Origin of the sequence: Luteibacter mycovicinus, assembly GCF_000745235.1 — a bacterium.
Taxonomy (GTDB): Bacteria; Pseudomonadota; Gammaproteobacteria; order Xanthomonadales; family Rhodanobacteraceae; genus Luteibacter; species Luteibacter mycovicinus.
Map to the genome: position 1 here is coordinate 3,741,160 of NZ_JQNL01000001.1, position 15,425 is coordinate 3,756,584.

The window sequence follows — 15,425 nt, forward strand, 5'->3', positions numbered from 1 at the left end:
GTCCGCGGCTTATTGCCCCGGGACGCCGTTCTTCTCGATCGCCGGATCGCTCTTGAGCTTGAGCGTCGCGTCGATCAGTGCATCGTCATCCGTGTCGGTGACCTTGCCCGCCTGGCAAGCGCTCTGTTTCACCGGTTTGTCCTGGCCGTCCTTGAGCACCACCAACCCGCCGTCTTGCAGGTTGTTCGAGCCTGAAACCGAATAAACGACGTATTTGAACCCAGCGTTGGTGAACGAATAGGCATAACCGCCGGTATTACCAGCGAAGCCCAGGTGCGTACGCGTGAATTCGGCCGGAGCATTGGCAGCGGGATAGGTCAGCTCCGGCTTTGCCGCATCGCGTCCGTAGGCGTAGTAGAAATGGCCGCTGCCGTGCGTAACGTCGCCCGCCGCGCACATGGAGACTGTCTTGCCGCCTCCGGCAAGCGGGCACGAAAACACCGGTTTGTCGCCCCTGGCGCACATCGTCGGCGCGGGCGCGGCAACGCCGATAGCGGGGGCGATGAGTGCGGCGGCGAGCAGAAACGCGTTTGCATAGGTCTTCATGGTGGAACTCGACTCCTGGATGACGTAGTGGCGGGACGTTCGCGCCGGCCTCAGATGTTAAGTGGCTCGACCTTAGCTTTTTCCATCAGCCGCGAGGTGAAGTACTTGTCTTCGTAGTGACGGATGTACGTCACCCTCCTTGCCCTCGATGTGCCCCGCTTCCTTATGCAGGATGAGGATGTCGCGCTGCCTGGTGGCACCGCCGCTTTCATTCTCAAAAACGGCTACGGCATCGGCACCGTCGGCGTCGCCGCTGGATTTGAAGGCGACGAGCTTCGTACCCGCGGGAGCAAAGGCGGCAACCTCCGTTGGCGCAGAGGGCTGCGCGGCCGCCGCTATCAGATTAGCGGGGAGGGCTATCGCTGCGATGGTTACCAGGGCAACGCGCATGCTGCGGACGTCCTGTTCGACGGGATGAATCGTGGTCATTTTATGGCGGATTTTTCGACAGTCGCGCATCTGTGCCTGCGCATATCATTGTTCGCCTGGATTCTGTGCCAGCCGATAAATCGGTGTCCGCGGCGCACATATTTTGCAGGGTCATGCCGCACATAGGTGTAACTCCTGTTGGAACGCCGTAATCGATGGTTCGTTATGGCGTGGGTATGCCCTGATCCTCGAGCACCGGGTCGCTCTCCCACTTCAGGGTCTTTTCTATCAAAGAACGGTCCGGCGCAACGCTGACCTTGCCGGCTTCGCAGCGGGATTGCCTGATGGGCTTCGTCTCGCCGTCTTTCAACACGACCAGCCCCTGGTCTTCCAGATTGTTTGACCCAGAAATCGAGTAGATGACGTACTTGAATCCCCTATTGGTGAAAGCGTATGCAAAGCCGCCGGTATTACCGCCGAACATCAAGTGAGTTCGAGTGAACTTGGCCTCGTCGCCCGCACCGGGATACCGCAACTCCGGTTTCGAAACGTCGCTTCCGTAGGCATAGTAAAACTGACCTCCACCATGGGGTGCACCAGCAGCGGCACAAAGTGAAACGGTCTTCTTGCTTCCGGCCAGGGGACACGAGAAGACCGGCTGGTCGCCCCTTGCGCACATCGTCGGCGCGGGCGCGGCGCCGACAGCGGGAGCGATGAGGGTGGCGGCGACCAGAAGCGCGCTTGCACAGGTCTTCATGATCGAATTCGACTCCTGGATGACGTGGTGGCGGGACGTTCGCGCCGACCTCAGATGTTAAGTGGCTCGACCTTGGCTTTTTCCATCAGCCGCGAGGTGAAGTACTTGTCCTCGTAGTAACGGATCTTCTCGCAGAGGACCGGATGCGGAATGCCTTCGTAGAGGAATACTTCCTTGTCCGTGCCCATCGCCTTGAGTTCCTGCGGCAGCATGAGCGCGCGCTTCTCTTCGGTATGGCTGGTCGAGACGTCACCCTTCTTGCTCTTGGTGATGTTCTCGCGACGCACCGTGGTGTAGCCCAGCATGTCGGAGTAGTCGTTGGCGTCCTGCTGCTCGCGCGGGGCGAAGACGATCTGCAAGGCATGGTTGGTGATGACCGTGCGTGAGACGTCCTTGCCGTAGGTCGCGTCCAGCTGCGCCATGCTCTGGATGATCGGTAGCAGACGGATGTTATAGCCGGCCATGTACGAAACGGCCGAGGCGATGATTTCGACCTTGCCGATAGAAGTGAACTCGTCCATGAGCAACAGGCACTGATGCTTCAGCTCCTTGTTGTTCTGTGGCAGTTCCTTCGTGTTGAGGTTGATCAGCTGGCTGAAGAACAGGTTTACGATCAGTCGGCTTTCGGACAGCTTGTTGGGCTGGATGCCGATATAGATCGTCATCTTCTTCTTGCGGACATCGGTCAGCAGGAAGTCGTCTTCGCTGGTGGCCGCGTCCAGCACCGGGTTGATCCAGGCGTTCAGCGGCTCCTTGAAGGTACCGAGGATCGAGGCGAACGTTTCGGCCGCCTGCGAAAGCATGTTGGCGAAGGCCGACTGGGCATTCGAACTCAGGAACGGCTGCTTCGACAGGGTGGTGTACAGCTCCCGCAGGTCGGTACCGTCGCCCGACGACAGACGATAGATCATGCCGAGCGTGGGCTTGCTGCGCAGCATCAAGGGCAGGTTGTTCTTCTCGTCGAACTCCCACTTCTCGCAGAGGTAAAGCGAGAAGGCCATGAAGGCGTTACGTGCCTGGCTGACCCAGAACTTCTGGTCATCGGAGCCGTCCGGGTACAGCATCGTGGCGATGCTCATCAGATCGGACACGCGGAAGGCGGGGTCCTTTGAGACATAACTCAAAGGATTCCAGCGGTGCGTGCGACGGTCTTCCGCAAACGGGTTGAACAGGTAGATTTCCTGTCCCTGGGATTTACGCCAGCCGCTGGTCAGGTCGAAGTTTTCCTGCTTGATGTCCAGGACCACGATGGATTCCTGGTAGTCGAGCAGGTTGGGGATGACCACGCCCACGCCCTTGCCCGAACGGGTCGGGGCGGCGAGGATGACGAACTGCTGCCCCGGCAGGCGGACGAGGTCTCCCTTGAACTTGCCGACGAGAATGCCGTTGTCCGCGGGGGAGAGCATCTTTTGCTTGCGCAGGTCCGACGCATGGGCGAAGCGTGCGTCGCCGTGCATGGCTTGCTGCTTCTTCTTCATGAGGAAGTAAAGCGCCACGAACCACAGGATCAGCGGCAGGCCGAAGCCCAGGCCACCTGCGGTCTTGATCTTCCACGCATAGGGCGCGACCTGCGGCAGGCCCAGTGCCCGGACGTATTCGTAGTAGGTGGCGAACCTCAGCGGAATCTGCCCCAGGCCGAGAAACAGCAGGGTCAGGTACCCCGAGAGCACCTCACCTGCGAGGAGCGCGATGACGAACAGGCCGGCGGCCCAATATCCCCTGGTCTTACTCATGCTCTATTTACCTTCCTGGCACGGTTGGATTGCGGGCGGAAGTGTAACGTTGCGATTGGTTTTTGGCATGGGCTCATCTCAAAGCCCATGGCTCGGTTGGGAGGGATCGCGCGACGGCGGTTGTTGCTGCGCCACCTGCGCGCTCTGCCGCCCCTGCGCGGCTTGTGCCGCGGCGATCCAGGCGTCGCTGCTCTCGGCCACGCTGGTGCGGGCCGCCTGCTCCGTCGGCAGCTCGGCGACGCGCTTGAGCGGCGACTCCATCGCGCCCTGCACGCCATAGATGCGCGAGGCGTCGTCGCTGAGCACCGCCTTGTCGATCCGCTCAAGCCCGTCCTGCCGCGCCTTGACCACCATGCTACCGGCGATGTTCTCGCTGATGCCGTCCGGCTGACGTCCCTGGGCACGGTCCAGTTCGTGAACGGCGCTGCGCGCCTGCCTGAACATCGGATGGTCGGGGTGATCCGGGTCGTTCAGGGGCACGCTCGGCTTGTCGTGCGCGAACCAGGAACCGGGGTGGGTGAGGGTGTTCCAGGCGCTGTGGGCTTTTTCCTCGACAGCGTGAATGCCCTGGGAGATTTCGTGGCCGACGTGTTGGACACCTTCCTTCAGGTGCTCGAAGCCGTGTTCGACAGCCAATACGCCTGCGCCCACGGCGTCGACGACGCGGTGCTCAACGGCGTCCTTGAACTCGCCGATCGCCTTGGGAATTTCCCACGCGGCCGACAAGCCCATGCGGATGTCGCGGACGTCGTTGCGATAGCGGTCGACCATGCCTTCGTGGGCGCGATACCGAGCCTGGCTTTCCGCATCCATGATGGAGTGACCGAGGCGCGGATTGATCGGCGTGAAGTTGTCGATGGCATGCGCATCGAAATCGATGGCCTTGACCGGGTTGCGAGGACTCAGCAGCGTGCTGTCGTCGCGGTATCCCGCCTTGCTTAGGGTGTCGATGTCCTTCTCGGTCGCGTAGACACGCACTTCCCCAAAGTGCGGACTCGCTGCGGCGACAACGTCGCCGGCGCGAACATGGTCGATGACCTGCGAGCCACCTGACGGAATGCCCTGATTCAGGCCGGCCGCGCCGTAAGCATTGAACGTTTCGCCGTGCAGGCCGAACCGCGACGCGTTGATCTCGGCCAGCGTGCCGCCCAGCGAATGGCCGGTGACGGTGACATTCAGAGGCGTGCCATAGGTCTCTGACTTTTCCTTCGCCGCCGCAAGTACGCGCTTCGTAAATGCTTCGGAGTCCGCGGTTTGAAGGTTGATGCCCGTAAGCACCATGGCGGCATCGACACCACCATCCTGGACCGGTTCGCGATCGAACTCGGTGCCTCGATAAGCAATCACGACCTCGCCGGTGTCCACGCGCTCGTACGCGGTGGCCTGGAAGCCGGTCCGCGGATTGTTCATGGTGTCGATGGCCTTGTACTCGACGCCGTCCAGGATGGTGCTCTTGTCGAGCACCGGGTCGTTATATACGTCCTGCGCGAGTAAGGCGTAATCGGTCGACTTGAATGTCATGGCTTACGCTCCTCAGCCTTCATCGTGACCGAGAACAAACGGCCGGCTCCGTGGAACTGGCTGCGGTCGGCAATACCGGTGTCGATTCGGACCGTCTGCGCCTTCGTGTACGAACCTTCCGCGAAGTAGCGAGGGATGGCATTTCCGGCAAGGACATCGTCATGGAACAGCGATGCGCTGAACGTTACCGTCGCATGGGTAAGTTCGATACCTGCCGCCATCAGCGCCCAGTGACAGGTGCCCTTGCCGAAGTAATCTTCATCTTGGAGCAGGTCGAGATATACCGTCGCGCGATAGATGTTGTCGTGATCGTGGCGGAATTCGATGTCGGCGCGTTTTTCCGGGACGATGCGCGCGCCCATGACCGGCGTCGGCGGGACGCACCGCTCGTTCGTGACGCGATAGTCGGCGATGCCGTGGATTCGGTCGAACGGACCCGGCGCGCCATCGATCGTCGCGGTGATCTCGTACCGCATTTTGGGGGCCGGATTCTGCTTGATGTCGGGCTGGGTCATGTTGGCACCGTAAGCGTTGAGATGGATGGCAAATAAAGAAAGAAAGGGTAGGGCGAGTCGTCGGTTCATGGTTGGCTCGTGCTCCTATCGGCCCATGGCGGAGCCGTGATGAATCGTCGGCGCTTCGGTCTGCGCGGTTTGCTGCATCGTCAGAGGGTTGTGGTGCGCTACCTCGGGCATCTGCGCCGCGACGGACTGAAGCACGGCGGTGCTTCGATCGATGGACGTGGATATGCCTGTTTCTGTCGGCACCTCCACCATCTTTTTAAAAGGGGAGTTCATATCGCCCTGGACGGCGAACGTACGGCTGAAGTCGTCGTTCATCACGACATGGTCAATCCGGCTAAGCCCGCGCAGGCGTGCTTCGGCTGTCAGCGCACCGGCCAGGTTCTCGCTCATGTGATCGGGCTTACGGCCGGTGCTGGCGTCAATCGCATGCACTCGCTTGAGTGCATCGGTATACATGGCATGGTCTGGGTGACTCGCGTCGGTAAGCCTTGGGGGATGGAGCAGGCGATCGAGCTCCGCTGAGCCCGTGTCTGAACCCCACACGCTCCGTGCAACTGACCCGGGGACCATGTCGAACGCGCGGGCGCCGTGGACGGCTGCGGCAGCGACGTGGCTTGCACCTGCGTCAATCGCCCGGGAGGCTTCGATGGCCCCCTGTCCAGCCGCTCGTGCCGCTGGCGCGGAGCGGTCGGCGAGTTCGTGGAGATCCCGTTCAACGCGGTTGGCGTACAACGCCGCGGCGTGCACGGCAAGGGACGGGCCGACGATGGCCGGGTTTTCCAAGGCGTGCGTGTACGTCTCGCGCGCACGAAGGACATCGGACCGGTAACGGTCGATCATCCCGCTGTTGGCCCGGTAACGCGCTTCACCCTCAGGGCCGATCAACGCCGTTTCTCCCTCCCTCGGAACGAAGTTGCTCATGGAATGCGACTTGAGCGCTATCGCGCTTACCGTGTCGCCCAAGGTGGTGTTCTCACGGCCGTAACCGGCACGCTGCAGCGTGCTGATGTCATCGGCTGTCGCGTAGACGCGCACTTCGCCAAAATGACGGTTCGCAGCGCTGACGGGGTCGCCGGCGCGAACATGGTTGATGACCTGGTTGCCACCCTCAGGTGCGCCACCTATCAGACCTGCGGCGCCGTATGCATTGAAGGTCTCGCTTCTGAGGCCGAACTTTGCTGCATTGAGTTCGGCCAGGCCGCCGCCCAGGGAGTGACCGGTCAGGGTGACGTCCGGTTGTTTCCCTGCGGCTTTGGCATCCCGTGCAGCACGAGCTAGCACGTCGCGTGTGAAGAGCTCGGACTCCAGCTGTTGGATATCCAGACGCGATGACGCCATGGTTATATCGACGATGCCGTCCAGCGGATCATCCGTTCCGCGGTAGGCAATGACGACCTGCCCTGTGTCGACGTCGCGATACGCGGTCGCGAAGAAGCCCGTTGCTCCATCCATCGCCGTGTCTTCTATGGAGAACGTTCGGTCGCCATTTGTGATGGTCCGCTCCATCGGGCCTGTCGAGTAAACGTTGTTCGCAAGAAAAGCATAATCACTGGTCGATGGGTTCACGGCTGCATTTCCTTTGCAGTGACACTAATTGAAAACGTTTTATGAGAATCCGGGTACGCGTGACGATCCCTGTTACCCATGTTCCGAGTTTCGAACTCGTCGTTATAGTAGGCATCGAACGAGAAATATCGGGTCTCGCTCTTCCGTTCCGAAAAGGTCCTCGCGGACACCGGGGTGATAAATCTCATGCGTCCTTTGGCGGCCTCAGCAGTAATGCCCGCCAGCTTCCAGTGACACACACCCTTGCCGAAATAGTCTTCGTCCTTGAGTAAGTCGACATATATTTCCGTGGTGTAAGTGGTATCGCTTGCCTTAACGAGCCGCAGCGGGACGTGCTTGCCGGGAAGATGCCGTGCACCCGATACGGGCTGCTCCGGCACACAACCGTAATCTGTCACCCCATAGTCTGCGGACGCGTCGACGCTATCGAACGCTCCAGGCGCGCCGTCGATGACCACGGCCAGGGCGTAATGCATCGCCGGATGCGGATTTAGTTCGATCTTTGGCTCTTCCATGTTTCCACCACATGCAGTCAGTAAGAGAAACAGGCCGGGGACGGCGACCTGCACGATTTTCCGGGCCACCCTTGCGTGGGTAGCCCAGGTAAACGCGCCAGGGACGAATCGCGCGCAACGGTTGATGCGAATGCTGTTCATAGGGCTATCGTGATCGCCGCGCCGAAGTTCCTTCACCTCGGTAGATAGGGTATAGCTGTCGAGAGCCAGTGCCGCGTACTCCCCGGTGCGCGTACTCATCGGCGTGCCTCCCTGGCCGACACTTGCACTGAAAATGTTTCAGAAGGATGCGGGTACGCTGCACGGTTCTCGTTGCCCGTGTTCAGCAATGCAGTATTTGCGTCGTTGTACGAGGCGAAAGAAAAGTAGTTGGCTATCCCGCGTTCTTCGAAGAACCGCGGAACGAATAATGGCGTGACAAACTGCATTCTTCCGTGCGATGCCTTTGCACTTACGGCAACCAGCGACCATCGGCACCGTCCCTTGGAGAAGTAGTTCTCGTCCTTGATTTGATCGATGTACAGATCGGTCTCGTATACCCCCTCATTGACTCGATGAAGGTCTAGCCACAGTTGCTTGCTGGGAAGAATCGTTGCGCCCGAGATGGGCTGCTCAGGAACGCAGTCGCGATTGGTTACCTCGTATTGCGCCGATGCTTTGATGGTATCGAACGCGCCCGGTGCTCCGTTAAAAACAATGGTCACGACGTAATGCATCGCTGGATGCGGATTTAGTTCGATCTTTGGATCTTCCATGTTTCCACCACATGCAGTCAGTAACAGAAACAGGCCGGGGACGGCGACCTTCACGATCTTCCTGGCCACCTTTGCGTGGGTAGCCCAGGTAAACGCGCCAGGGACGAATCGCGCGAAACGGTTGATGCGAATGCTGTTCATAGGACAGGCGCGGTCACGCGCCCGTATCTTCGGGTTTCAGCCCCATCGAGTATTCCTCGAGGTCCTTGCCGTCGATCCATCCTGTCGCGCAATCACCCGCGTAGTGGCCATCAGGTTTGAGCGTGCAAGCGGTGCCGCTCACCGGGCGTTTCCACTCCACATGCGTGTCCGCGCCCTTGCAGGCGTCGTTGCCCTTGCAGTTCTTCACGGTGGCTGTGGGGATCACCTTTACGAGGGCGCGGATGAGTTCGCCTTCTTTGCGCTGGGACGCGACGAGGCATACGAGCTGGTTCTTGCCGACGTGAGCGACCGGTCTGGCCCCGGCGCTCCTGAAGTTGTCCTGCAGTATCGTTCCCTTATCGTTAGCGATGCCACCGAAGGCCAGGTTCGACGTGCAGTCATCGCCGACGTCGACAGCCTCGCCATCGATAGTGCAGGCGACGTTGCCGTACGAATCCTTTCCGCATGCCACCTTGGAACCGTTTGAAGACGACTGGAGCAGCGATTGGTAGTTCTGTGAATCGGCCTCGGCGGCGAAAGCCGGTGCGGCCGTCACTAGCAGTGGTGCGGCGATGCAGAGGCGGAGGGTGAGGCGATGCCTGGCGATAGTCATTGTTACATCCTTGCTGACGGCCGGAAGGCCTCAGGCGGTCTGGCTCGGCGCATGCGAGGGCGTCGCCTGCGTCGGGACGTTAGTTGCGAGCTGCGACTGCTGAGCCGAAGCTTGCAATGCCTGCTTGCCGCTTTCTTCGAGTGACGTGTTTGCCGCTTGCTGTGTCGTCGCTTCGCCAACCTGCTTGAACGGCAAGTTCAGCTCGCCCTGGACAGCGTAGACCTCGCTGGCGTCTTCGTTGAGGACGGCATGGTCGACCCGGGTCATGCCCTGTGCGATGGCTTTGCCGGTAAGGACGCCAGCAATCTGGTCGCTCTGTACATCGGGCGTGCGCTGATGCTGCCCGTCGAGACGATGTACTGCGTCACGCGCCGTCTGGAAGACGGGGTGGGCGGGGTGCGCCGCGCTATCTAGTCGTGGCGTCGCCGTGTGCAGGGCTTGCATGATGGCTTTGCCGACGATGCCATCGGCTTCGAGGCCGTGCGCACGCTGGAACTTCTCCACCGCCGCGTTGGTGTGTTCGCCGAAGTGACCATCGGGTTTGATCGCGTGGCCGTTCTCGTCCTTGTAACCGAGGCGGCTCAGCGATTCCTGCAGAGCCGTGACCTTGGTGCTCTCGTCACCCTTGCGCAGGGTGTCGGGATGATGAGTCGGAGTGTTTGCAGCCTTTGCGGCCGCGTGGGAGGGCTCCGCCTTTGCGTGCGTTGCGACCGGGGCGGCTGTATCGGCCGGGGCTTCGCCGTGAACCGGTTCATGGGTACGGAATTCAGGCTTGGCGCGGAGGGCGCCGACGATCTCCATGTCCTTGCCCCAAAACTTGTCCGGCATGATCGTGACGGGAGCGGGGCCGGTCGAGGTCTGGGAGCCGATAAACTGGATGTGGCCCTCGGCGTCGTCGCCCTTGAATATGGCGACGTGCTGGTCAGAGCCATGCTTGCTCTTCAGCATGAGGACGTCGCCGGGCTGCAGGTCGCCCGGCGTCTTCCCCGCGTCGGCCTTCGAGATCACATCGAAATGCTTTTCCGCATACGCAGTCGTGTGATTGCCGTTGTACAGCGTGTGCGTACTAAAAGGCTGATCACCCACGTCGTAACCGGCGTTCTTCATGCCTCGCCAGACGAACGAGGAGCAGTCGACGCCACGGTACCCGTCGCCATCGAGATCCTGTTCCGTGCGGCTGGAGTCGATCTGATGGTTGCCGCGGCTGTTGCTGTGGCGCATATCCGGTCGTCCGTACTCGAACTTTAGCCCGGAGCGGAAAAAATGTTCTTCGGCGGCGTCGAGGATGTCTTTGCTCATCGCGGTCTTCCTTATGCGTCAATGCATGCCCATGGAGAACTGTTCGACTTTGTCCTCGTCTACCCATCCTGCGGCGCAACTACCTGAAAAATCGCCATCGTGGCCAATCCACTTGCATTCGTCGGCTGGCTTAGGCGCGATCCATTGCACTGCATGCGAGGCGCACAGATGGTTGCCCTTGCACGCCGCGACACGCTCGATGGGAAGCGCCTCAACGTAGAGGCGAGTAGTGGCTCCCTCCTTCTCCGCGGTCGCAGCAATGCACAGGAATTGCCCGTCAGCGAGTTGCGCCACCGGTTTTGCCTTGTCGGGAGAAATTGCGTTGCCGAGGGTCGCTCCCGGCTTACGAAGCACCTGTCCGAAGAAGGTGTCGCCGCGATCGTCGCACCCGGTCACATCGACGTCATAGCCACCGGCTGTGCAGGCGGGATTGCCGTACTTATCCGCGTGACATTCCACAGTGGACGAGGTATCCATTTTTGCCAGTCGTGCCTGGAGCGCGGCGGGTGTGGGCCTGGCGGTGGCGGGAGCGCCGTAAGCCAAGGTCTGCGTCATCGGCAAAAACATGGCCAGTAGGAAGGCAAATGCCGACCTCGGGATGGATCGTGCGGTGGCATGGTGCGGGTTGCGATCTAGCATCATGGATTTCCAGAAAGGTCACTCAATGGAGGAAAGGGAGGGCTCTCAGCGACCGGGTGTTGGTGCGTCTGGCATTTGCTTCGAACGTTGTTCGTCAGCTGTCGGGGAGCTCAGCTTTGCCAACTCGGCGCTCCTCTGTTCGATAGGCGTATTGACGGCCTTCGCCGTATCCACCTCCACCATGCGTTTAAGCGGTGAATTGAGGTCGCCCTGCACGCCATACGCACGGCTGCCATCGTCACTGAGTACGACGTGGTCGATCTTCGTCAGGCCCTGTTTCTTTGCTTCGAGGACGACGGAACCGGCGAGCTGATCGCTCTGCGTATCCGGTATGCGTCCGTAGTGAGCATCGAGGCGATGGACGGCGGCGCGCGTCGTTTCGAAGAGTGCATGGTCTGGGTGAGCGGGGTTGTCCAGGCGGGCGGGTCTGGTCTGGGTCTGTGAGGCAGGTGGCGTCTCCTGGGGCTGGCCCACGTTTCCGTCCGCGAGACGCTGCATCACTTCGGGCGTCAGTCGTCGCTGCCAGTCCTCGAAGCGGTTCTCGCGGTCGTCCAGCCCAGCTGGTCGGCCATTGAGTGCCTGGGTAGCGGCGCGGACATCCTCTCGGGCGTCCTGCGGCACCTGCTTCTCCCAGTGCCACGCGGCGATCTTCGAGGCGTGCTGCGGGTCGGCCGCGACGTCCGGCCGCCTAACCAGATCGAGGTCAAGCGCTTCGCCAGCGGCACGGTAGTTGTCCTTGCCGATGAGGGGGACATAGCCGCGGCCGTGATACTTCCATCCGTCGCCCGGCTCGTCGTTGCAGAGGCGTCCGCCGTACATCTGTTCGGCCAGTTGCTCGGGCTTGCCCATCAGGGCCTGTTTGCGCGCGGCGTCCAGGGCGTCGTTACCCTCGCGCCACGCAGCCGGCAGCGGGATCTGGGAGATATTCCGCGTATAGCGAAAGCTTTCCTCGAGCCGGTTCAGTCCGTTGGATTCATGGATGACCTGGGCCATGAAGTTGGCCAATTCCGTAGGACGAGCAATACCCGCCGCCGTGGCGTCAGTCAGGACCTGGGTTTCGCTGTCGAGCGGCATGTGGCCGGTTGCCTCCGGTCAGGGCGTTGAATGAGCGGGCAGGATCACGGTGAACGGCATCCGCTTGGTCGGATCGTTCATCATGAAATACTTCCCCGAGACCTCGATCTGGCCGCGGTTCTCGTGAAAACCCTCGCTGCCTTTGTCCACCCACGACGAATAGGCTTCCTCGATGCCGGGAACGTCCGCATAGCGATCGGTCAGGATTGTTCCGGTGTCGGGGGAAAGCTCGACGACGTTGAGGACGGTCTGCGAGAGGGAGCTGGCCTGGCTGGTATCGCTCTGCACGAGTACGTACAGGGAGCCGTTCATCGCGAAGCAATGCGTCGCGCGGTTCTGGTAGTAGTGCTCGGGCACCGGGATGGCGGTAATCCATCGCGGTCGCTGGCTGCCGGTGTCTTTGACATAGACGTAGGCGTGGCCATTCATGCCTTCCTTCGTCGTGTCGCCGGCTATGCATTCACCGCCCGGGACGGGCGTCGAACCGTAGGCGCTAAAGGCCTTCGGCACCACGACGGCCGCGTCAGCCGCATGAGTTGCCAGCATGCCGACGGCCACGACGAGGCATGGCATGAACAAGGCGCGGAGTCGCGCCATGCTGGCGGCTGCCAGCGGGGAACGGTCAATCGTCACGTGTAACTCCTGTTTGATTTGCTGCGCTGCCTGGCCTCCTGCTGGCATAACCCACCGTCCTGGCAGGGTATCGCGGTTGGTGCTTCAGTGTAGTGTCACTTCCGGCAGCTGACTCGGATCGAAATCCGCGAAGGCTACGGCGCCCAACTCCCGGGCCGTCAGCTCGATGTGCGTTTCCTTGTCGGTACTGGAGTCGGCCACCCTGTGAACGACCCTGAAGACGAAACAGTCCCTTTTAGCACTGAGTTATATAAAATTGTACTTGTGCGACCATCGCTCTGGGCTGTCCCCTCCGATTACGATGGTGATGTGCCATTTGCAATGCGCGAATAGGCATATGGGTCGCCCGCCAGCCCTCGGCATCGGCAGCACATCGGCGCGGTTTCGCCGGTCAGATCCCCCTTGATGGACTCCTGAACCTTCACGCCACCAGTTGCAAACGACGTCCGGTTGTCCGACGCGGATCCTGGAGCTGTCGCGGCGCGATTCTAGGCCGCACTAATGGCACGTTCCGTGAGTTGTATCGCAATTCTGAGGTGCGGATGATGTTAGCGCATGCCTCCACTCTCCGTCTCTTTTTGGCGGTGCTCCGCTATCATTCGCCTGTGGGCGCGCACCGCCAGAACCGACATCAAGGAACAAGGACAGCACGATGACAGACACTTCCCAGAAGGGCAGGCCGCGCTCGGCCCAATTCGGACGCCTTGCGTTTACCGTTCTGGCCCTTGGCACGGCTCCCTGGATAACGGCACGCGCCGCCGACACGTGCGAATCGACGTTCAAGTCTTCGGGTAGCCCAGCCTCGGGACTAATGTTCGACGCGCGTACCAGCGCGGGCAATGTCAATGCCAACGACGCCATCGAACAGATGAAAGTCATCGGTGCGGCGGAGGAATTCACGGTGGGACCGGCTCACGCCAACGGTGCCAACGCCACCCTCGTTCTCGTACAGGAAGCGACCTCCGTCGCCCGCGGCTTCGAGTTCCAGGTAAGCGCGCAGGATCGGGGACCCGTGACTATGCATGTCGGCATGCCCGCTGGCATGAAGGCCAAGGACGAGGATGTCCGTATTGTCATGTGCCGCATGCTCGGTCAGATCAAGCCCATAGGCCAGGCGTCGGTGGCGCAGGCTAGAACAATACCCGCCGATAGCGCTCCCGTTGTCTCGGTTCCTGCAGCCCTTCTGAGGCCGGCGCTTGCTTCGTCGGGACCGCTACCCGGCCCGGTGACGTCCCAGGCGTCGACGCAGCTGTGCATGGCTAACTGGACCAACACCATGACGGACGTGGCCATGAGGGACACAACGTACGGCACGTGGACTCTCGGGTCCGGATCGGACGAGGCAACCGTTGCCCTCGGTCGCGTAAAGCAGGCACTGGCAGGGATGCCTGATCTCAAACTTCGCAACGAAACGTACCACGACAGGGCAGGGTTGCTGACCATCGATGTCGTGCAGCCTGACGCTTATGTCGTGAGGCCACTGGATAACTCGTTGCCCGACATGCGTCCGTTCCCGCTGGAACTGGAGTACGACGCGTCTATGGGAGCGGTGTCGGTGGTCGTTCGTCCTAACCAGGAGCAGCTCGTCAGGGATCCGCCTTTGCGCTATGTCGCATGCACGCTTGCGGCGGTCGTCAATCACGCAGCGATGCCTGAAGTGCCCAAGGACAACTCCAAACACTCACTTTTCAGCAATCCGTTCAAGAAGGCCAGCGATCCGGCCGCGATACTCGCAGACACAAAACGCCAGCAGGTCGATGCCAAAGCGAGGCTCTATCAACGGGCCTTTTTCGCGAACAAAGCCATCGTGGTCACGCCCAATCTGGACGTGAGTGGCAAGTACTGGCAAATGAGCGAGCGCGACCGGCTCGTCGATGCCATGGTGGACTACTGGATGGATCTGACGGCTGTCGTCCTGTGGCAACGCCAAGGAAGTACGAAAGAGCCCCCGCTGCGAACGGGGTATCACACCGGTATCGCGAGCTCAGGACTCCGGGGTTTCGTAGGATCCCTGGTCGGCCCTGGCAAGATTTACGGCGTGTATATCGTTGAACCCGGCACCTACGAACTGACGGGTGCCGTCAGCCACATGCGCCGTGCCACGTTGCCGCCAACCAGCGGCGAGCGATGGCGTGCGTCGGCATCGCTGGGAACCCTTGCTCTGGCGACTACGCAGGATGTGGGCTTCTTCAAGACACAGGAGTGGCACGATGCCATGTACGACGCGATCCCCTATGAGAACGTCTATTGTGTGGCCGAGCATGTGCCTTCGGGACGGTGCGTGAGCACCGTGACCGAGAAGCTCGTGTACCGACCCAAAGTGATTGAGGAGGGATATCATAATTCGGTAGGGAAGCGGACCGCGCCGGGTTTGACGCTGACGGCATCACTCTCCAAACCATTCGCAACGTTCAAGGTGGGCGCGGGACAAGTCGCTTATGTGGATGGCTTCGCGGTCGACGCAGACTCCGCGACGATCGATCCCAAAGCGTGCATGGGTGCCGGCACCGAGGTTGCAACGTGTGCTCTCGCGCAGTTCAGCATCTGGCGCTATGCGGCGGACGGCAACCTGATCTCGATGGCGCGCCGTGCGTACGGTGACAGTAAAGATCCGTTGGCAAAGGTATGGCGCGACGCTAAGCCTGTACCGGTGAGCCTGAACCCTTCCGCTAAGGTGGTGGAGGGCACGGGCGACCCGCTGACGGGAGAATCTCGTTACGCGCTGAAGGTTCCGTAAGAC

The 15,425-nt window shown here is 61.0% G+C and carries 15 protein-coding genes; 2 read left to right on the plus strand and 13 right to left on the minus strand.

The window, feature by feature from the left end; all coding sequences use genetic code 11:
* Positions 1-9 precede the first annotated feature (9 nt).
* On the minus strand, positions 10-546 hold the full coding sequence (locus FA85_RS16470; protein WP_036114795.1) for a hypothetical protein: 537 nt from the start codon (positions 544-546) through the stop codon (positions 10-12).
* 123 nt (positions 547-669) lie between these two features.
* On the opposite strand from FA85_RS16470, the gene FA85_RS21965 reads away from it, so the two are divergent.
* A complete protein-coding gene (locus FA85_RS21965) occupies positions 670-1,101 on the plus strand; it encodes a hypothetical protein (RefSeq protein WP_156108782.1) in 432 nt (143 codons plus the stop codon).
* A 37-nt stretch (positions 1,102-1,138) separates the two neighbouring features.
* Here the strand turns inward: FA85_RS21965 and FA85_RS16480 are convergent, their stop codons facing one another.
* From FA85_RS16480 to FA85_RS16535, 12 genes are all read right to left on the minus strand, one after another.
* Positions 1,139-1,672, minus strand: a complete 534-nt coding sequence (locus tag FA85_RS16480) for a hypothetical protein (protein ID WP_036114789.1) — start codon at positions 1,670-1,672, stop codon at positions 1,139-1,141.
* Between the two features lie 50 nt (positions 1,673-1,722).
* Complete coding sequence (locus FA85_RS16485) at positions 1,723-3,405, minus strand: type IV secretory system conjugative DNA transfer family protein (protein ID WP_036114784.1); 1,683 nt, start codon at positions 3,403-3,405, stop codon at positions 1,723-1,725.
* A gap of 78 nt (positions 3,406-3,483) precedes the next feature.
* The gene (locus tag FA85_RS21090) at positions 3,484-4,926 is read right to left on the minus strand and encodes an XVIPCD domain-containing protein (RefSeq protein WP_051943848.1); all 1,443 of its coding nucleotides are present in this window, start codon (positions 4,924-4,926) and stop codon (positions 3,484-3,486) included.
* On the minus strand, positions 4,923-5,510 hold the full coding sequence (locus FA85_RS21095) for a hypothetical protein (RefSeq protein WP_051943846.1): 588 nt from the start codon (positions 5,508-5,510) through the stop codon (positions 4,923-4,925). Before FA85_RS21095 ends, FA85_RS21090 begins: the two co-directional genes overlap by 4 nt.
* Positions 5,511-5,525: 15 nt before the next feature.
* Complete coding sequence (locus tag FA85_RS16500; RefSeq protein ID WP_036114781.1) at positions 5,526-7,016, minus strand: XVIPCD domain-containing protein; 1,491 nt, start codon at positions 7,014-7,016, stop codon at positions 5,526-5,528.
* Positions 7,013-7,771 (minus strand): hypothetical protein, encoded by a 759-nt coding sequence (locus FA85_RS21100; protein ID WP_051943844.1) that lies wholly within the window; start codon positions 7,769-7,771, stop codon positions 7,013-7,015. The genes FA85_RS16500 and FA85_RS21100 overlap by 4 nt, the downstream gene beginning before the upstream one ends.
* Positions 7,768-8,427, minus strand: a complete 660-nt coding sequence (locus FA85_RS16510) for a hypothetical protein (protein ID WP_036114779.1) — start codon at positions 8,425-8,427, stop codon at positions 7,768-7,770. Before FA85_RS16510 ends, FA85_RS21100 begins: the two co-directional genes overlap by 4 nt.
* A gap of 13 nt (positions 8,428-8,440) precedes the next feature.
* Positions 8,441-9,040 (minus strand): hypothetical protein, encoded by a 600-nt coding sequence (locus tag FA85_RS16515; protein WP_036114776.1) that lies wholly within the window; start codon positions 9,038-9,040, stop codon positions 8,441-8,443.
* Positions 9,041-9,070: 30 nt separating this feature from the next.
* Complete coding sequence (locus FA85_RS16520) at positions 9,071-10,339, minus strand: XVIPCD domain-containing protein (RefSeq protein WP_051943839.1); 1,269 nt, start codon at positions 10,337-10,339, stop codon at positions 9,071-9,073.
* Positions 10,340-10,357: 18 nt separating this feature from the next.
* Positions 10,358-10,981 (minus strand): hypothetical protein, encoded by a 624-nt coding sequence (locus FA85_RS21105; RefSeq protein ID WP_051943837.1) that lies wholly within the window; start codon positions 10,979-10,981, stop codon positions 10,358-10,360.
* A 42-nt stretch (positions 10,982-11,023) separates the two neighbouring features.
* The gene (locus FA85_RS16530; protein WP_051943835.1) at positions 11,024-12,052 is read right to left on the minus strand and encodes an XVIPCD domain-containing protein; all 1,029 of its coding nucleotides are present in this window, start codon (positions 12,050-12,052) and stop codon (positions 11,024-11,026) included.
* Positions 12,053-12,070: 18 nt separating this feature from the next.
* Positions 12,071-12,685: a hypothetical protein gene (locus tag FA85_RS16535; protein ID WP_036114773.1), complete on the minus strand. Its 615-nt coding sequence runs from the start codon at positions 12,683-12,685 to the stop codon at positions 12,071-12,073.
* Between the two features lie 652 nt (positions 12,686-13,337).
* On the opposite strand from FA85_RS16535, the gene FA85_RS16540 reads away from it, so the two are divergent.
* Positions 13,338-15,422: a hypothetical protein gene (locus tag FA85_RS16540; protein WP_036114771.1), complete on the plus strand. Its 2,085-nt coding sequence runs from the start codon at positions 13,338-13,340 to the stop codon at positions 15,420-15,422.
* Positions 15,423-15,425 lie beyond the last annotated feature (3 nt).